Raw genomic sequence first — 18,456 nt, forward strand, 5'->3', positions numbered from 1 at the left:
TGAAGATACTCATTATTCATCAAATTCTAATTATATCGTTCCGAGAAGCAGCGCTCCTAGAAGCATGATGATTGATGATCCGATTGCCCACTTTAATGTGTATTTAAGATGGTCAGAATATTCCACCCCAGCCAATGATACCAATAGATAGGTAGAAGGAACCAGCGGACTCAGCAAATGCGAGGCCTGCCCCACAAGGCTGGCTCTTCCCAATATTTCCGGAGCAATATCCAATTGACGGCCTGTAGCCTCAATGATTGGCAATATTCCAAAATAATAAGCGTCATTAGTAAGAAAGAAAGTAAGCGGAACACTGAAAATGGCTGTAATAATATTAAGATAGCTACCCCAACTTTTAGGAACAATTTCTATCATGCTGTTTCCCATTGCCTGCATGATTCCCGTTCCGTTGAGGATTCCCGTGAAAATACCAGCTCCAAAAATCATTCCTGCCACAGACAGAGCATTTCCGGCATGTTTTGACATTATTTTTTGCTGATCTTTCAGTTTAGGATAGTTGATAACCGATGCGATACAAAATGCAATCATGAAAGCAATTCCTAGGGGAACAATATCCAGTATCATAACAATCAGCAAGATGAGCGTCAGGAAAAGGTTGACCCAGATCAGCTTTGGGCGAAGCAGTTTAGGATCAGCCTCTCCACTAATGTCGCTCGTACTATATTGAATGTGTTTTCCATATTTTGCAATGCGTTTTTTCTCCTTTTTTCCTAAGATATACGCCACAAATATCACCCAAAGAATTCCTAAAGTCATAATAGGAATCATAGGGACGAAAATTTCTGTATGTCCCAGTTTCAGGGAACTCATCACTCGTGCAGTAGGCCCTCCCCAAGGTAAGATGTTCATAATTCCTCCGGCCAGCATGATAATGCAGGTTAAGGTAAGCGGATTCATTCCTTGCTTTTTATATAAAGGAAGCATAGCGGCTACAACAATAATATAAGTAGAAGAACCGTCGCCGTCAAGAGAAACCAAGGTAGTGAGAATGGCTGTTCCTATGGTAGTTTTTACAGGATTATCTCCCACAGCTTTTAAAATAAAATTCACTAAGGGCTCAAAAAGCCCAGTGTCTATCATTAAGCTGAAATAAAGAATGGCAAAAATGAGCATGACGCCAGTAAGGGCAATTTCTTTTACTCCGTTTTTCATCATTTCTCCCAGATTTGGACCAAAACCAGCTATTAATGCTATTGCTACAGGAATAATAACCAAGGCGGTAAGAGGAGTCATTTTTTTATTCATGATGAGTACCATAAAAATGATAATCATAAGAAATCCAAGGAGGGTAAGCATAGGTGAATGTATTTGAGGTTATTTATTTTTATTTTTTCTCCAGTCAAAACTGTTTCGGTAACCCACATAAGCATAGTTACTTGTAGAGCCTGTTTCAAGCTGATTGATAAATGCGACTTCTATCGCTGAGTTTTTTCCGACTTTTATGCCTATTCCGGCTGTTAATCGGTTACTGTCAAACGGTTCTTCTTTCACCATATTCATTCTGATTTCATTTTTAAGAATACCATAGAATTTTTCTTTTTCTCCGGTTTTGTTGAATGGAATTCTCAAAGAAATAAGGTATCGAAGTCTTACAATAAATTCATTAGGATTACTGATAAAACGTTCTTCTACCCGAAACCGATGAGAGATAGAAGTTCTTCCGATATTTCCCCCAAGGCTCACTTGTTGAAAAGGTCTTTTTTCGTATCTCTCTCTTTTGGTGTTATCAGATTTATAGGAGTCCAAAATAAGAAACATCATTCCCAAGGCAGGCTTTACTTCATTAGCTACCTCGTAATCTACATAGGCAGAGACCAGAAAAAGACGGGTGTCATAAGCCAGATCAAAGGACCGATACTGTGAAAGAGCAGTTAAAGTACTTTTGTCTGTCAATCTTGCAGACATAAGATACTGAAACCACATATTGTAATTGTCACGGCTTTGTGCACAGACCACTTGACTAAACCCCAATAAAAAAATGGTGATTAATGATAATTTAACTTTCATGTAAAACTGAATTAATATCCTGATGTTTCAAATATATTTATAAGATGGAGCCATGAATTTATTTTTCAATCAATGACAGTTTTTATCAGTGAACTGCAATCCCAGGAAAAAAAGGTCTTATATTTGAAAGATTGAAAATTGGATATTTTAGATGTTTTTTATTATCAATATTGTATTTATATTATTGGTTTTTAGGATTTTACTAAATGGTAAGGTTTTGGAAAAGCTGATGAAATATCATTGGGGGTTTTTGCTGAAATTTCAGCATGTTTTATTCTTTTTATTCTTTTTTATCATCATTTTTTTCACCGAAAATTACTTTTTAGATGTTCCGGAACTCATCTGGTCGGTATTATTTGTGATTATTTTCAATATTGGGATTTACCATTTGGTGTATTTTTATCTCGTCCCCAGATTTTATCTTTCCAATAAGTATCCTGAATTTATTCTGTATGCCTTTATCTGTTTTTTGGTATCAAGTCTTTTTAGAATTTTACTGGAACCGGCAGTATTCAATATGGAGTTTAACGAGACCCTATCCAATACAAAGTTTCTATATAACGTTTATACGGCGCAGGGGATTGTGATTTTGGTAGCCTCATTTCTTGGGATTACAAAAGATAAATTTTTGATTGAACAGGATTTTAAAGAATTAGGTGAGGAAAAAGATCAGCTGTATCTTGCTCTTTTGAAGTCCAAATTAAATCCACATTTTCTGCTGAATACCCTTAATAATATCTATTCTAAAAGCTTTAATCCTTCTGAAAATACTTCAGAATCTATTTTACAGCTCAGTAGATTGCTTCAGTACGTTATTTATGATACCAATAAAGAGAAAATTACCCTTATACAGGAATTTTCATCCATTAAATCGCTCATTGGGCTTTATCAATTGAAGTATCATAATGTATTAGATATTAATTTTGATATTGATGATGAAGAAACTCTGGAACTTATTGAAATCCCACCCTCCGTTTGTCTGACATTATTTGAAAATGCTCTGAAACATTCAGCAGTAGGAATAGAGGCAGATAGCTTTATAGAAGTCAATTACAAGATCCAGGATCAGGAATTTGTATTTGAAATCAAAAATTCTGTAGCACAAAATAAAAATCTTATGGAAAACTCCAATGATAATGGATTAGGAAATGAAGCTGTGATCAGTATTCTGGAAAAATACTACCCTGAGAGATTTACTTTTATATCCAAAGCAGCTGAAAATAATACATACGAGACTTTTTTAAAAATTAAATTATAATGGCTAACCTGACAATTGTAGGAGTGGATGATGAATATCCCGCATTAGAACTTATTCGGCATTATTGTGCAAGGATAGAAGATGTTGAATTGCTGGAAACCTTCCAGAATCCTGAAGAGGCCCTTCAATACTTACAAAAGAATAGGGTAGACCTTGTTATTCTGGATATCAATATGCCTTATATCAATGGAATTGATCTTTTGCTGCAATTACCTTATAAGCCTCTATGTATATTTCTTACTTTGGAAACACAGTATGCGGTTAAAGCATTTGAACTGGATGTTGTGCATTATCTTGTGAAACCTGTAGATTTTGAAACATTTAAAAAAGCAGTGTATAAAGCAAAAGATTTCTTACAGTTTAAACAGTCTGCAGAAGATAAAAAGCAGGAAGATTTTATTATGTTTAAGTCGAATTATATTATGAATAAAGTCCTTCTTAAAGATATAAAATGGATTCAGGGTTTTGGAGAATATATTATCCTGATGACCCATCTGAAAAAATATATGATTCTGGAACGGATGTCCAATTTTGAAGAAAATTATCAGAATTTAGGGTTTATCAGAATTCACAAATCATATATTGTACTGTCCTCCCATATCAGTTCATATGATTCTAATACGATTTACTTGAAAAATGGAGAGCAGCTTCCACTGGGAAGAACTTATAAAAAACACCTGAAAGAATACTTTGGTTAAATAAAAAAACAGCTTTAAAGCTGTTTTTTTATTTAGAATTATATTTTTCCTGCGGCCTGCATCGGATTTACTTTGCCGTTCGAGCTTCCTCTTACAGGAGCTCCTTCCTGTTTCTGTTTAAAGAGTTGGAATTTTGAAGTCTCACCACTTGAGCCATTATTGGTCCATAGATTATTGTTTGTATCAATGTCAGCAGTTTCTCTCATCGGATCTAACTGAATTGATTTAAGCTTCTTGTCAAAATAATACGTTTTGGAAACTTTTTGCTCATTCAGTCTCCAGATCTGTGCAGAAGACTTGTCATATAATTTTGAACCATCTTCAAAAGTGAATTCAAGAATAATTGGCATTACCAATCCACCTTTGTTCACAAAATCGATCTGATAAGCTGTAATATTTTTGAATTTTTCCTTATCCTTAGCATCCAGAGGTAGAGTAGCATCCACTTTAGTTGTATACTCTTTAGTGCTAGCCTTTTCCTGACCTCTGTCATATCTATAGTAGAAATCCTGAGCCTCTTTATCCTGGTCAACATAGAAGGTGGTATTCTTATCTTCTCTGTTTCTGATTTTTGAAAGGTCCTCAAAACTATTTACCAAAGGCTTGTCAACCTGATATTTTATTTCTTCAGCCGCTTTAGGATTGGTCTCCAGGTTAGGTGTTGCTACTGTTACTTTATCAATAGCAATATCTACAGGATCAGTTCCGTAGAACCATCCTCTCCAGAACCAATCAAGGTCTTCACCACTGGCATCTTCCATTGTACGGAAAAGATCTGCAGGTTCAGGGTGTTTAAAAGCCCATCTTTTTGCATAAGTCTTGAATGCTTTATCAAAAAGTTCTCTTCCCATAATGGTTTCACGAAGAATATTCAATCCTGTTGCAGGCTTTGAATAAGCATTCGGACCATATTGAACAATATTTTCGGAATTACTCATGATAGGCTCCAATTGATCTTTTGGAAGCTTCATGTAATCTACAATTGTCCACGCCGGACCTCTTTTAGAAGGGAATTTATTATCCCATTTTTCCTCTGTAAGATATTCTGTGAAGGTATTTAAGCCTTCATCCATCCAAGCCCATTGTCTTTCATCAGAATTGATGATCATCGGGAAGAAGTTGTGACCTACTTCGTGGATAATTACCCCAATCATTCCGTTTTTAGTTCCTTCAGAATAAGTTCCGTCTTTTTCCGTTCTTCCGAAATTGAAGCAGATCATAGGATATTCCATTCCGCTGGCCGCTTCTACAGATTGAGCTACCGGATATGGGTAAGGAATTGTAAATTCCGAATAAGTCTTAATCGTATGAGCTACTGCCTTTGTGGAAAACTTTCTGTAAAGTCCGTAAGATTCCTTAGGGTAAAAACTCATGGCCATTACTTTATTGTTGTTTTCAGGAATGGTAACACGCATTCCGTCCCAAACAAATTTTCTGGAAGAGGTCCATGCAAAATCTCTTACATCATTGGCTTCAAAAACCCATGTTTTTCTTTGCTTCGAATGATTTTTCTCTGCTTTTTTAGCTTCGTCTAAAGTTACAATTTCTATAGGTTCAGAAGCATTCTCTGCCTTTCTGTATCTTGAAAGTTGATCAGAAGTTAACACCTGATCATAGTTTTTACATTCTCCTGTTCCGCCTACAATATGGTCAGCAGGAACATTCATAGTAACTTTATAGTTTCCGAAAACCAGTGCAAATTCTCCTCTTCCGGTAAACTGATGATTTTGCCAGCCTTGGAAATCACTATACACACACATCCTTGGATACCATTGGGCCATTGTGTATAAGTCATTGCCATCTTCCGGGAAGTTTTCATAACCGCCGCGGCCACCCATTTTCATTCTATTGGAAATATTGTAATTCCAGTCTACCTTGAAAACAAATTTTTCTCCTTTTTTCAAACCTTTTGGAAGGTCAATACGCATCATAGTTTTATTGACGGTATATTTTAAAGGACTTCCAGAAGCATCAGTTACTTTTTCAAGCGTCACCCCATAACCATTATCCTTTACTGGGAGTTCCGTAACCTTAAGTTGTTGGTCGGTTGTTGATGGACGAAGTACTGAAGAATTATCATATCCTGCATTTCTTATGCTGGAATGTTCATTTTCATCCAGCTGAAGCCAGATATAATCCAGTTCATCAGGAGAATTGTTGTAATAAGTAACTGTTTCCGTGCCTTTCAGATTTCTTTTATCCTCATCAAGATAGGCTGTAATGTTATAATCAGCTCTGTTTTGCCAGTAGGCATGCCCTGGCGCTCCGGAAGCTGCTCTGTAAATATTGGGTGTTGGTAGAATAGTTCCCAGCTGTTCAAACTTGTTTCCATGATTGCTGCCCGGGTTATTCTGAATATTTTGTGCGGTGAAACCTGCATATGCAAATACAGAAAGTGAAAGTATAACAACTTTTAGTTTCATAACCGAAATGATTTAATAATTATCAAAGATAGTAATAAGCAGTTGAAATAATAAAAATATTTCACATTTAGAAAGGAATTCTTTCTAATGTCATTTTTAAGGACAATGCAAAGACTCCGGATGAGACAAAAAGGATCCAATCTTTTTTATTCACCTTAAAAAGGGTAAGCAGAATAAACAGCAATATTAAAATTGCTCCCACAATAACAATTTGTCCTAATTCCAATCCGATATTGAAACCTAATAATGGAACAGCAATACTTTGACTCTTGGCAATCATTACCCTTGCTGTATTGGCAAAACCCATCCCATGAACCAATCCAAAAATAAGGGCAAGGTAGTAATTGGCCCGCATTAACGTCTGTTTCTGGTTCTTCATAATAATATTATCCAAAGAGGTCAGAACGATGGTTAAAGGAATTAAAAATTCAACCCAATCCGAAGGAACCCTGAAAACATCCAGAATACTTAAAGCTAATGTAATGGAATGTCCAATAGTGAACGCCGTTACGAGGATAAGAATTTTTTTCCAGTCACTATAGGAATAAACGGCAATTAGAGCCAGAACAAAAAGTTGATGGTCTAAGGCATCAAGGGAAATAATGTGTTCCCATCCAAGGTTTAAATAAAATAGAAAATCCTGCATCATAAAGTAAAATATAATGCGTACGAAAATAATGATTAATTTCGTACACATTATTTAAAAGTCAGGGTTTATGAAGAAATTATGGCTATTGTTGCTCCCAATTGTTTTTTTATTGTCTTTTACAAAAGTATGGCATCCCTATCATGTAGGATCTGTAGAAATTAATTACAGCTCTAAATCTAAAACCTTTGAAGTAACAGGAAGATTCTTTCTTGATGATCTGGAGAATGGTCTTGGGAAAAAGTATGGGGGGAGTTTTCATTTTAATGATAACAAGTATAAGGCAAAACTTAATGAAGCACTGTCCAAGTATTGTCAGGATTATTTTAAACTGAAGGCAGACAATAAATTTCTCAAGATTAATTATATAGGATATGAAGAAGACCAGGAGTCTGTAAATGTCTATTTAGAATCAGAGCCGGTTGCCAATCCTAAAAAAGTAGAAGCGGCTGTAAGTTTCCTGTATAACCTTTTTGATGACCAGATTAATATTGTTCATATCATTGTAAATGGAGACAGGAAAAGTGAAAAGTTGTCTTATCCTAATCGATATATTTTTAAAACTTTTTAGCCTGGAATTGAAGGTATAAAAGATGAATATAAAGTAAAAAGCAGGAACCATAGTTTCTGCTTTTTTTCTTTTTCAAAAAGGAAATGGGAATTCTGTAATATTAATTCACTTAATATTGATTAATTTTGTTTTTACTTGTTTATTGATAAATAATAATTTTAAATTATTATCAATTTTTTAATTATATTTTAATTGTTTTTATTATTTTTATAGTGTAATGTATTTATATGTATATATTTCAATGTTTTATTTTATATATGTTGCGTATTGTTAATGTTGAATTATTTGTGTGTATTTGATAATTATTTTATGTTTTAATGATTAATTTAATAATATTTTGTAATTGTTTTTATATGCTGTTTTACCAATTGCTTATTTTCTCTCGTTGAGATAATCTTAATTTGATGTATCGAAACCTTGTATAATTTCATAGGATTTTTTTTGGATAAAAGTAATTAGACATTATATAGCTTATCAATAAAAAAACAAAGGGATATCCCACTATTAAATAACTTAATTAATATGAAAATGAAAAAAAAGAATCTTACAATGGTACTGCTTACCTTCAGTAGTTTCGCGTTAGCACAGGTAGGTATTTATACTCCCAATCCAACTTCAACATTAGATGTTACTGCAAAGAACGCAACTGGTGCATCTACTGCTGTAGATGGTCTTTTGGTACCGCGTGTGGATAGATTGAGAGCCCAGAGTATGACAGGAATTCCAACTTCTACGCTGATTTATGTGAATGGTATTGCAAATGGTTCACTGGGAGGGAATGCGGTTAATATTGATGCGATAGGTTACTATTATTATAACGGTTCAGTGTGGGTAAAGCTTCATAATCCTGCGAATACCATTGATACTAATATTTATAATACAGATGGAGCTCTTACTGGAAACCGAGTTGTAACTCAAGGAGCTAATACATTATCCTTTACAGCAAATTCTACCAATGCTTTTTCGATAGGTGGGAATACATTTTCAGTAGATGCAGCAACTAAACGGCTTGGACTAGGGACTATAGCACCAAAGCAGCAGCTACATATTGTTGAAGCAGGTTCAAATAGTGGTATGACAACCAGTTTTATTTCAGGAATGGCTGTTACAGGAGTTGGTGCAGCTGCTGGTATAAGTGGACCGGGATTTTATTTGGAGAATGTAGGCGCTCCGGTTGGATCAAAACTATTAAAAATTAATTATAGCTTGAATAGCACAGAGCCAATTTTAAACTTTCAAACGGTGAGTGATGATGCAAGTACAGCGGTAAGTCAGATATTAACCCTTACACGTTCTGGAAAGTTAGGAATCAATGCTGCTCCAAATCCGGGAAGTAACCTTTCTGTAAATGGAAATGCCACTATTGGCAATAGTTATATAACTACTGCGGCACCTGCTAATGGGGCAATTGTACAAGGCCTTGTTGGGATAGGAACTAATGCTCCTACCAATCAATTGCATGTGAATGCTACGGCTGATCCTCTACGTTTGCAGGGAACAACTGCTGGAAACACCACTACAGACCCACTGATGGTTCTGGATGCTACTGGTGTTGTAAAAACGATTGGAACACTTGGAGCCTTATCTATTCCCAATCCTGCGCTTTTCAGATTAGAAACGGCTCAGGCAGATTTTCTTAACGGTGTTGCAGCAGGAGGATCATCCACTGTTCCAATGTCTGTTGTAAAAAATTCAATATCGGGAATGACTTATAATGCAGGTTCCAGTACTATTACATTTCCTGCCGGAACATATCAGATAACTTTTGTATATGAAGCGATTCATAATAATGATAACGGAACCACGGTAGAGGCTGATAAATGCAGAAACAGTTCATATATTGTTGATTTTCCTACCGGTGCTGCAGGTACTCAGAGGATTCATAGTACAGCATACCATAATTCAGGTGCTTTATCCAATCATGGAGGAACCATTACCTATGCTACTACTGTTCCTGCTGGGAGAACATGGCCGATTCGTTTGGGCAGAGGTCAGTCCGGAAATTGTAGTGGTACGGGGATGACACTTGCTGCAGCTTCAACTCAGCTTTTAGTATTCAGAATTGGAGACTAAATATAAATTGATAAATAGGGTAGGGTAAACGTTTCTCTTTACCAAGATCCAAAATACAGGCGAAAATTCTAATAACACAAATCACAGAAAACACTTACTTATGTAGGTGTTTTTTTATTGTATAATAATTAATTTTCCAATTGAAGAAGTGTATTAATTCCTTTTGCATGAGCCAGCAGATCCGGAAAGAAATCGTTGTAGCATTCTTGAAGAAAATCTTTATTATTTAAAAAAGCTTCAAAAACAGGAATATCCTTATCCAGATACTTTGCTTTGTTCAATACATTTTGAATACTGAATTTAATGCCCCAATCTTCACGGTAATTATAAAGCCAGTCATCCTGTTCCATTTTAACCAGCATTTTTTTGAAATTTTCCGGGAGCCATTCTTCATTGGCATTTAAAACTTTGTAGACGCGTAAAGAATGATACTTCCATTCCTTAAGGGAATTCAGAGAAAGATCGTTAGCCACAAAATAATCCATAGAGACATCTACAAATGCACCTGCGTACAGCCTTACCAAGGGAGCAAATACTTTTTTAGCTTCATGAATGGCAGGGTGGGAATCTGTGAAAGTATCAATAGCTCTGTGTAAAGTAATTCCATCCTGAATATCCTTAGGAAAAGAAAAGCGATCCCTGTTTCGGATAAAATCTTCCAAAAATTGACCAACAATTTGTCCGTCAGTGAAAGTGAGAAAAGAATGAGCCAGATAATTCATAAACGAATATAAAAATTTTTAAATAAAGTTTGGCTATTGCTTACTGTTTCCACCCATACTCCTTTTTCAATCTCGTGATATTTAAACTCAATTTCGTTTGAGATCACTTCTTCCGGGGAAATCAAACTCAGACAAAGTTCATCATCTTTGATTTCGCATTTAAACTGAACTGGAAACGGAAAAGAATTCTGAATCTGTAGATCTTTGTAACCATAAACAACTGTACAATCCGAACCCAAGGGTGTAAAACGTTCCTCTTCTTTATAAATATCCATAGAATGTGGATGTCTTTCTAAAATCTTTAAGCCGGATTGAAGAGCCAGATAATATAAAATAGAAGAAAATTGGCAGATTCCGCCACCAAAATCACTGGAAATGGTATTGTTGATGAGGTTTCGTCCTTCCTTGAAATTATTCTTTGCACTTGGTTTTCCAACCATTTTCCAGAAAGAAAATACTTCGCCGGGATGAATGATAAGATTGTGAATTTTATCTCCTACAACTTTTAAATTGTGAATTTTATTATGATGAAAAGCTCCGCTTTTGATAACCTGTTTGAGTTGAACAGAATATTCTCCAATATTTTCTGAACGATATTCCTTGGGATACGTATAATTATTTTTTTGTTCATCCAAATAGCGCTGCAAAAGTTTAATCTGCAGTTTCAATGAATGAGGAATCCAGTTTTTCAATTGCTGTTTCATACCTTTTCTAAAACACTAATGTGATAAGATGCCCAATTCTTCAGAAAGGTGCGGCAAAGAAAAATATCCAGCGGCAGAAAGAATTTTCTAATGGCTTTCGGTAATCTGTGAATAGGAAAAAATAATATTCCAGTGGTACTTTTAACGTTCCATTGGCCTTTTGAAAGTTCTGTAATATCTGCAATTGAAAAGCTATTGCCGGCATGCCAGTCTTCTTGTGGAGAAACAGATTTTTTTCTGCTTTTTACGGGGTAATCGAAGATCAGAGTTCCATTTTTGTTTAACTTCTGATAGCATTCATTTAAAAATTCTTTCGTTTCTTCTTGATTTTGGTGCATGATAACGTGAAAGCAGAAAATGCAGTCAAACTCATCATGAAAAGGGATTCCTGAAATTTCACCTACAGCCAGTTTTTTTTCAGGATGTTTTTGATGGGCAACCTTCAACATGTTTTCACTGAAATCTGTTCCGTGGGTAGCAAAATTTAATAACCTTCCAGTTCCACATCCCAGATCCAAAACCTTTGTATATTTTTTATCTTTGAAAAAAGAGGCTAGAAAAGCTCTTTCCTGATGGTCAATATACTTTCCATAAGAATTTCCGAAGCGGTTCTCATCATAAGATTCAGCGAGGTTGCTGTAATATTCCAGAATACTTGTTTTCATCGTTTGAAAAATCTTTTGTTAAGATCTTTAATTTTATTGACTTCCACAATTTTTATTCAGGTTTATTAAGTTTTTAACAGAGCAGATTAGTTGAATTGTTCTTTTCTGAATTCGGTAGGAGTCATACCCGTCATTTTTTTAAAAATAGTATTGAATGCCGTTTTTGAATTAAACCCGGATTCAAATGCAATGCCCAATATAGAAAGCTTGTGAAAAGAGCTGTCGGTAAGCATCTTTTTGGCATGTTCAACTCTGTATTTATTCACAAAATAGAAAAAATTCTCCTGAAATCCAGTGTTGAGGAGATAGGAAAGCTGATGGGCATTAATCTGAATAAGATCAGACAGTTTCAATAAATTGAGTTCTCCATCCAGATAAGGTTTTTCTGTTTCCATTACAGTGATTAGTCTTTGTTTTAATGATTCAAACTCATCATCAGGAATTATTTTTTTTCTTGAGGTCTCTTCCGTTTCATTTTCCAGTTCAATAGAAAGAAGTTCTTCACGCTGACTTTTATTCACAGGATAGATTTCCTTTTGTCTGAGAACATAATAGAGTGTACTGTAAAGGATAAATAAAAACAGGAGATCCATCACCAAATGCTGATGCATTTTATACACAAAAGTGTTGAAAAGTTCATAGCCAACAGTTATGATAATGGTTACAAAAAGAAGAAAACTTAATTTAATCAGCCATTGCAAATCGATATTTTCCGTAGTGGAGGAAATTATCTCAATTCTCTTCTGATGTTTTCTGATTTTAAAATAAATAAGAGCGATATAGGGAAGATTGTGAGATACATCAATGAGCATTACCATGCTTCGGATGATTGGATTATTTTCCATATTGAAAAGGAGTATCCAATAGATCACAGGAGTAATAAGGCAAATGAAATCTTTTCTTTTAAATCGGTAATCAGGATTGATAAAAAAGACAACACTGAAAAATAGAAAAATCGGTGTGAAGATTTGTAGAGCATACAAAGTAAAGATGAACCAAGAATCTGGTGAAATTCCACAAAAATGCAAAATATCAAGGAGCCAGTAGCTGGACCAGAGTAATATAAACATCCCGAAAAAGAAGTTGGCCTTTTTATTAACCCGCATAGGATTAATCAATACTGTAAATGAAAGTAAGGTTAATCCTCCATAAAGTAATATAAGGACAAACTTCTGAATGTTTTCGAGTTGCATTATTTACATTTTAAAAAAGTCTTTCGTGGAAATCTTCAATTTTACTTACTTCTTCAATCTTGATTCCAAATTTTCTTTTTGGAATTTTATTAAGATTGGAAACGAATATCTTTTCATAGCCCAGCTTTTCAGCTTCAGTAATTCTTTGTTCAACCTGGGCAATCGGACGAATTTCTCCACTTAACCCAACCTCTCCTGCAAAACAATAATGTTCCGAAATAGCTATATCTTCATTGGAAGAAAGAACAGAGGCTATTACTGCTAAATCCAAAGCCGGATCATCTGTTTTTATTCCTCCGGTAATATTAAGGAAAACGTCTTTAGCTCCCAATTGAAAACCTGCTCTTTTTTCAAGAACTGCCAGAAGCATATTCAGCCTTTTGGAGTCAAATCCGGTACAGCTTCTTTGAGGAGTACCATAAACTGCTGTACTTACCAGTGCCTGAATTTCTAAAAGCATAGGCCTGTTTCCTTCCAGGGTTACCGCAACAGAATTTCCGGAAAGTTCTTCAAATTTCTTGGTGATAAGGATTTCTGAAGGATTTTTAATTTCCTTCAATCCTTGAGAGATCATTTCGTAAATTCCGATTTCAGAAGTAGAACCAAAACGATTTTTGTTCGCTCTCAGTAATCTGAAAAGGTGATTTCGGTCTCCATCAAAGTTTAAAACCACATCTACCATATGTTCCAATACCTTTGGTCCCGCAATCTGGCCGTCTTTGGTAATATGACCTACCAAAAATACAGGAATGCTGTTTTCTTTAGCATATTTAATGATCTCGTTGGAACATTCTCTGATCTGAGAAACCGTTCCGGGAGAACTTTCGATCAATTGAGATTGAAGCGTCTGAATAGAATCGATAATCATGAAATCCGGTTCCAGTTTTTTAGCTTCATGAAGAATTTTTTCAAGTGAGGTTTCTGTAAACAGGAAGCAGTTCGGATTTTGAATATCTGTTAGCCTATCGGCTCTCATTTTAATCTGAGAAGCACTTTCTTCCCCGGAAACATAGAAGATTTTTTTCTTCATTTTTAAGGCAAGCTGAAGCAAGAGAGTAGACTTCCCAATTCCTGGTTCACCCCCGATTAAAGTAACGGAACCTAGAACAATTCCACCTCCTAAGACGCGGTTTAGTTCTTCTGAAGGCGTCTTAAGTCTCGGTTCTTCACTGGTTTCTACCTCAATGATATTGATGACATGTTGTTTCGTTTTTGAGAAGGGTACCGCTTTGCTATTGGGCTTTTCCACTACTTCTTCTACAAGAGTATTCCATTCTCCACAATTTTTGCATTGTCCCATCCACTGGGAATATTGGGAGCCGCAGTTTTGACAGAAATATGCCGTTTTCAATTTTGCCATACTGCGAAGTTATAAAAAAGCATTTTTTTTCTGAGATTTAAATGGATTAAAATATTCAAAGAATAAAATAGATCAATGATAGAGGTGATTTATTAAATCATATTGCTTATTATCTCATGATCTTTCATATTTATTATAATGACTGATAATAAGATTGAACTTATTGTACCTAATCGGCTGTGATCTTATTCTTATTTTAAAAAAAATAACAAAACGGAATAAGTAGCTATTTGAATTTTGGACTTAGTTTATATAGCGAATCATGAAAATTTTAGCTTGACAAAATTTATCTATTCAAAACATAAATAAAAAATTTACTCAGGTTTTATAGTTGTTTGAAGGATGTTTTCTCATTTTCAAAATCTAAAAGATTGCTTTGTATCTCTTTTTCCCATAACTTTGCACAAACCTAATCTAATGAGTAAAAAGAATACAAAGTACATCTTTGTGACAGGAGGTGTAACTTCATCTTTGGGAAAAGGAATCGTGTCTGCTTCTCTGGGACTATTGCTAAAATCACGCGGTTTTAACGTAACGATCCAAAAACTTGATCCTTATATCAATATCGACCCGGGAACTTTGAATCCTTATGAACACGGAGAGTGTTATGTGACTGAAGATGGTGCGGAGACGGATCTGGATTTAGGCCACTACGAGCGTTATCTTGATGCTCCTACATCCCAAAACAACAACGTTACTACAGGAAAAATCTACCAAACTGTAATTGAAAAAGAAAGAAAAGGAGACTTCCTTGGAAAAACAGTGCAGGTAATTCCTCATATTACTAACGAAATTAAGCGTAGAATTAAAATCCTTTCTAAACAGAACTACGATATCATCATTACTGAGATCGGAGGAACGGTAGGAGATATTGAATCTTTACCATACATTGAAACTGTTCGTCAGTTGAAATGGGAACTGGGAGAGAGCAATTCTATGGTTATTCACCTTACTTTATTGCCTTATTTGGCTTCAAGTGGAGAATTAAAAACAAAACCATCTCAGCACTCCGTTCGTCAGTTGATGGAAAGCGGAATTATGGCTGATGTATTGGTTTGTAGAACAGAACACAAAATTCCAAAAGATCAGAGAGCAAAACTGGCTCAGTTCTGTAACGTTCCATTAGAAAACGTTATCGAATGTAAGGATATGGAAACAATCTACGAAGTTCCAATGTATCTTCAGAAGCAAAACTTTGATGATGTAATTTTAAAAGAGCTGGATCTGAAAAGCGATAAAGATGCTGATCTGAAAGACTGGAAAACTTTTGTGAAAAAATTCCAGAATCCTAAAAGAACTGTTGAGATCGCATTGGTTGGAAAATATGTATCCCTACAGGATTCTTATATTTCTATTGCCGAAGCATTCAAACATGCAGGAGCTGACCTTGAAACTGAAGTAAAAGTAAGATGGGTATACAGTGGAGATATCACAGAAGAAAATATTAAAGATACACTGAAAGGTGTAAGTGGTATCCTTGTAGCTCCAGGTTTTGGAGACAGAGGAATTGAAGGAAAAGTTCTTACCGCTAAATATGCAAGAGAAAACAAAATTCCAATGTTGGGAATCTGTTTAGGAATGCAGATTATGACGATTGAATTTGCAAGAAATGTTTTAGGACATACAAAAGCAAACTCTATGGAATTTGATACTGCAACTCCGGATCCTGTAATTTCAATCATGGAAGAACAGAAGAATGTAATTGATAAAGGAGGTACAATGCGTCTTGGAGCATGGAAGTGTGCTTTGAAAAACGGATCTAAGCTACACGATATCTATGGAAGCAAAAATATTTCTGAAAGACACCGTCACCGTTATGAATTCAACAGTGATTATCTTCAGGAGTTTGAAAAGAATGGTTTCTTAGCTACAGGAACAAACCCGGAAACAGGATTGGTGGAAGCGTTGGAATTACCAGATCATCCATTCTATGTTGGGGTACAATACCACCCGGAATATAAGAGTACGGTAGCAACACCACATCCTTTATTCAGAGCTTTTATCAAAGCTTGTGAAACATCTAAGTAGGAAATTTTAGTATGGGAAGAGTGTAATATTCAACCCTGCGAAAACAAATAAGGTAATTTTTTACCATAAACGTCTAGATATAAACTCAGGTTGATTTTTCTCAGCCTGAGTTTATTATATACTAATGTATTATAGTATAGAGTTTTGATAAAAAAACAGTATTTTTGTCAGCTCAAATTACATACGATGTATGTAGATTTTAAATTTAAAATTTTAATCTAAAATAAAATGCAACAAAACAACGGAATCGATAAGAAGCAGATGATTAGTTTCGCGGTTTTATGCCTGGTTCTCTTCGGTGCAATGTTCTATTTCCAGAACAAGCAGATGAAAGAAGAAGAGTTAAAAGCTCAGCAGCAGAAAACGGAACAGGTGAAAAATGCCGTAAAACAAACTCAGGCCACCAATATCAATCCAAATGTAACTCCTAATGCGATTCAGACAGCTAATTTGTCTAACAAAGAATTGAATATAGAATTTTCAAGTTTAGGAGGACAAGTTTCTAAAGTTCAGCTTTCAGAATACAAAGCATACAACAATAAAACGGATCAGGCTGACCTTCCGCTTTATCTTATTAATAAAAATAATTCAAACTACGGTTTTCAGTTTAAGGACAAAACAGGAAAGGTTATTAATACTAAAGATTTAGTTTTCTCGCCTACTGTTAATGGAAATGCTGTAACCATGACGGCTAACTATAATGGTGCTGTTATTCAGTTTATTTATACACTACTTCCGAAATATACTCTTGATTTTAAAGTAAGAACTCAAGGTCTTGCTGCGGTTACTTCTGATAACAAAGCAGATTTTATCTGGGATTATAGTGTAAGAAACCTTGAAAAAGGTAGAGCTCAGGAACAATCTCACTCAGAATTCTCTTATGCTTTCAATAATTATAAAGATTATGATTATGATGGAAGAACTACCATGGAGGAGGAGAAAGAGACTCTTAACTGGATTGGAGTAAAACAACAGTTCTTCACTTCTGTTATTGAAGCTAAGAATGGATTTACTCAGAGTAAAGGTAATCAGGAAAATGTAGAAGAAGGAGAGTATCTGAAGAAACTTAATTATGAAGGGTTCGTTCAGATGACCGGAAGTGAGCTAAACCAAGACTTTACATGGTATTTTATGCCATTGGATTTACCATTATTGAAATCTTACGATAAAAACTTTGATGAAATTCTTCCTTTAGGTTGGTCATTCATTGGAGCAATGAACCGTTATTTCTTTATGTGGTTATATGCAATTATTGCAGGCTGGGGATTATCTGCAGGTTGGGTAATCTTTGTAATGACGATCATTGTAAAATTGATCTTATCTCCAATTATGTACAAACAGCATAAGCTGAGTGCAATGATGAAGGTAATTCGTCCGGAAATTGATGAGGTTAATGCTAAATTCAAGGATGCAGATCCAATGAAGAAACAGCAGGCAACAATGGAAGTATACCGAAAAGCAGGAGTAAATCAGATGGCAGGATGTCTACCGGCATTGGTGCAGATTCCAATCTTCTATGCATTATTCCGTTTCTTCCCGAACTTTATTGACTTGAGAGGACAGGGGTTCTGGTTTGCAAAGGATTTAACAGCTTATGATGATTTGATTAAGTTACCATTTAAAGTTCCATTCCTTGGAGATCACTTAAGTATCTTTGCATTGGCTTGTACAATTGTTATCTTGATTTATACAGTAATGACATCAGGAAACATGCAGCAGCCACAACAGGAAGGAATGCCGAATATGAAAGTATTAATGTATATCTTCCCGATTACATTCTTATTCTTCCTGAATACTTCAGCATCTGGTCTTTCATGGTACTATTTTGTATCGAATGCGATCAACATTCTAATCATTCTAGTGATTAAATATGTAATTCTGGATGAGAAGAAAATCCATGCTCAGATTCAGGCTAACAAAGAAAAGCCGAAAACGGAAGGTAAATTCCAGAAGAAGATGAGAGAAATGATGGAACAAGCTCAACAGCAACAGCAAACTCAGGAAAAAAACAAAAAGAAATAATTGACTAGCCACTGTCAATCTATCATAAAAAAGAGAAGCAATTTGCTTCTCTTTTTTTATTTATA

15 protein-coding genes are annotated in these 18,456 nt (G+C 35.1%); 6 read left to right on the plus strand and 9 right to left on the minus strand.

The window, feature by feature from the left end; translation table 11 throughout:
* Positions 1-30: 30 nt before the first annotated feature.
* Entirely contained in the window at positions 31-1,317 is a 1,287-nt protein-coding gene (locus tag BLS98_RS18940; RefSeq protein ID WP_089738385.1) for a CitMHS family transporter, read from the minus strand.
* A gap of 18 nt (positions 1,318-1,335) precedes the next feature.
* Complete coding sequence (locus tag BLS98_RS18945) at positions 1,336-2,028, minus strand: DUF2490 domain-containing protein (protein WP_089738387.1); 693 nt, start codon at positions 2,026-2,028, stop codon at positions 1,336-1,338.
* A gap of 229 nt (positions 2,029-2,257) precedes the next feature.
* Between BLS98_RS18945 and BLS98_RS18950 the strand changes: the two genes are divergently transcribed.
* Positions 2,258-3,286: a sensor histidine kinase gene (locus BLS98_RS18950; RefSeq protein ID WP_089738525.1), complete on the plus strand. Its 1,029-nt coding sequence runs from the start codon at positions 2,258-2,260 to the stop codon at positions 3,284-3,286.
* Positions 3,286-3,984, plus strand: a complete 699-nt coding sequence (locus tag BLS98_RS18955) for a LytR/AlgR family response regulator transcription factor (protein WP_089738389.1) — start codon at positions 3,286-3,288, stop codon at positions 3,982-3,984. The genes BLS98_RS18950 and BLS98_RS18955 overlap by 1 nt, the downstream gene beginning before the upstream one ends.
* A 38-nt stretch (positions 3,985-4,022) precedes the next feature.
* On the opposite strand, the gene BLS98_RS18960 is transcribed toward BLS98_RS18955, so the two are convergent.
* Together BLS98_RS18960 and BLS98_RS18965 are read right to left on the minus strand one after the other, a co-directional pair.
* Entirely contained in the window at positions 4,023-6,407 is a 2,385-nt protein-coding gene (locus tag BLS98_RS18960) for a M1 family metallopeptidase (RefSeq protein WP_089738391.1), read from the minus strand.
* 67 nt (positions 6,408-6,474) lie between these two features.
* Entirely contained in the window at positions 6,475-7,053 is a 579-nt protein-coding gene (locus BLS98_RS18965) for a HupE/UreJ family protein (RefSeq protein WP_089738393.1), read from the minus strand.
* A 70-nt stretch (positions 7,054-7,123) separates the two neighbouring features.
* Here BLS98_RS18965 and BLS98_RS18970 point away from each other — a divergent pair, with 70 nt between their 5' ends.
* Complete coding sequence (locus tag BLS98_RS18970; protein WP_089738394.1) at positions 7,124-7,624, plus strand: DUF6702 family protein; 501 nt, start codon at positions 7,124-7,126, stop codon at positions 7,622-7,624.
* Between the two features lie 528 nt (positions 7,625-8,152).
* Positions 8,153-9,697, plus strand: a complete 1,545-nt coding sequence (locus tag BLS98_RS18975) for a hypothetical protein (protein ID WP_139166160.1) — start codon at positions 8,153-8,155, stop codon at positions 9,695-9,697.
* A gap of 128 nt (positions 9,698-9,825) precedes the next feature.
* On the opposite strand, the gene BLS98_RS18980 is transcribed toward BLS98_RS18975, so the two are convergent.
* The 5 genes from BLS98_RS18980 to radA form a co-directional block, all read right to left on the minus strand.
* A complete protein-coding gene (locus tag BLS98_RS18980) occupies positions 9,826-10,419 on the minus strand; it encodes an acyl carrier protein phosphodiesterase (RefSeq protein WP_089738397.1) in 594 nt (197 codons plus the stop codon).
* Positions 10,416-11,123 (minus strand): VanW family protein, encoded by a 708-nt coding sequence (locus BLS98_RS18985; RefSeq protein WP_089738398.1) that lies wholly within the window; start codon positions 11,121-11,123, stop codon positions 10,416-10,418. Before BLS98_RS18985 ends, BLS98_RS18980 begins: the two co-directional genes overlap by 4 nt.
* Positions 11,120-11,788, minus strand: coding sequence for a class I SAM-dependent DNA methyltransferase (locus BLS98_RS18990; RefSeq protein WP_089738400.1), 669 nt, complete (start codon positions 11,786-11,788; stop codon positions 11,120-11,122). Before BLS98_RS18990 ends, BLS98_RS18985 begins: the two co-directional genes overlap by 4 nt.
* Positions 11,789-11,874: 86 nt before the next feature.
* The gene (locus BLS98_RS18995) at positions 11,875-12,981 is read right to left on the minus strand and encodes an AraC family transcriptional regulator (RefSeq protein WP_089738402.1); all 1,107 of its coding nucleotides are present in this window, start codon (positions 12,979-12,981) and stop codon (positions 11,875-11,877) included.
* 10 nt (positions 12,982-12,991) lie between these two features.
* Entirely contained in the window at positions 12,992-14,341 is a 1,350-nt protein-coding gene (radA, locus tag BLS98_RS19000; RefSeq protein ID WP_089738404.1) for a DNA repair protein RadA, read from the minus strand.
* 417 nt (positions 14,342-14,758) lie between these two features.
* On the opposite strand from radA, the gene BLS98_RS19005 reads away from it, so the two are divergent.
* Together BLS98_RS19005 and yidC are read left to right on the plus strand one after the other, a co-directional pair.
* Positions 14,759-16,369 (plus strand): CTP synthase, encoded by a 1,611-nt coding sequence (locus tag BLS98_RS19005; protein WP_089738406.1) that lies wholly within the window; start codon positions 14,759-14,761, stop codon positions 16,367-16,369.
* Between the two features lie 228 nt (positions 16,370-16,597).
* Positions 16,598-18,391, plus strand: a complete 1,794-nt coding sequence (gene yidC, locus BLS98_RS19010; protein ID WP_089738409.1) for a membrane protein insertase YidC — start codon at positions 16,598-16,600, stop codon at positions 18,389-18,391.
* Positions 18,392-18,456 lie beyond the last annotated feature (65 nt).

This window comes from Chryseobacterium jejuense, from assembly GCF_900100075.1.
In the GTDB taxonomy this organism is placed as follows: Bacteria; Bacteroidota; Bacteroidia; order Flavobacteriales; family Weeksellaceae; genus Chryseobacterium; species Chryseobacterium jejuense.

Bases quoted from the DNA above. Each gene is read 5' to 3' on its own strand.
- BLS98_RS19005 (WP_089738406.1), top strand. From the start codon at position 14,759: ATGAGTAAAAAGAATACAAAGTACATCTTTGTGACAGGAGGTGTAACT.
- BLS98_RS18970 (WP_089738394.1), top strand. From the start codon at position 7,124: ATGAAGAAATTATGGCTATTGTTGCTCCCAATTGTTTTTTTATTGTCT.
- BLS98_RS18940 (WP_089738385.1), bottom strand. From the start codon at position 1,317: ATGCTTACCCTCCTTGGATTTCTTATGATTATCATTTTTATGGTACTC.
- BLS98_RS18950 (WP_089738525.1), top strand. From the start codon at position 2,258: ATGAAATATCATTGGGGGTTTTTGCTGAAATTTCAGCATGTTTTATTC.
- BLS98_RS18965 (WP_089738393.1), bottom strand. From the start codon at position 7,053: ATGCAGGATTTTCTATTTTATTTAAACCTTGGATGGGAACACATTATT.
- BLS98_RS18990 (WP_089738400.1), bottom strand. From the start codon at position 11,788: ATGAAAACAAGTATTCTGGAATATTACAGCAACCTCGCTGAATCTTAT.
- BLS98_RS18955 (WP_089738389.1), top strand. From the start codon at position 3,286: ATGGCTAACCTGACAATTGTAGGAGTGGATGATGAATATCCCGCATTA.
- BLS98_RS18960 (WP_089738391.1), bottom strand. From the start codon at position 6,407: ATGAAACTAAAAGTTGTTATACTTTCACTTTCTGTATTTGCATATGCA.
- radA (WP_089738404.1), bottom strand. From the start codon at position 14,341: ATGGCAAAATTGAAAACGGCATATTTCTGTCAAAACTGCGGCTCCCAA.
- yidC (WP_089738409.1), top strand. From the start codon at position 16,598: ATGCAACAAAACAACGGAATCGATAAGAAGCAGATGATTAGTTTCGCG.
- BLS98_RS18995 (WP_089738402.1), bottom strand. From the start codon at position 12,981: ATGCAACTCGAAAACATTCAGAAGTTTGTCCTTATATTACTTTATGGA.
- BLS98_RS18985 (WP_089738398.1), bottom strand. From the start codon at position 11,123: ATGAAACAGCAATTGAAAAACTGGATTCCTCATTCATTGAAACTGCAG.
- BLS98_RS18980 (WP_089738397.1), bottom strand. From the start codon at position 10,419: ATGAATTATCTGGCTCATTCTTTTCTCACTTTCACTGACGGACAAATT.
- BLS98_RS18975 (WP_139166160.1), top strand. From the start codon at position 8,153: ATGAAAAAAAAGAATCTTACAATGGTACTGCTTACCTTCAGTAGTTTC.
- BLS98_RS18945 (WP_089738387.1), bottom strand. From the start codon at position 2,028: ATGAAAGTTAAATTATCATTAATCACCATTTTTTTATTGGGGTTTAGT.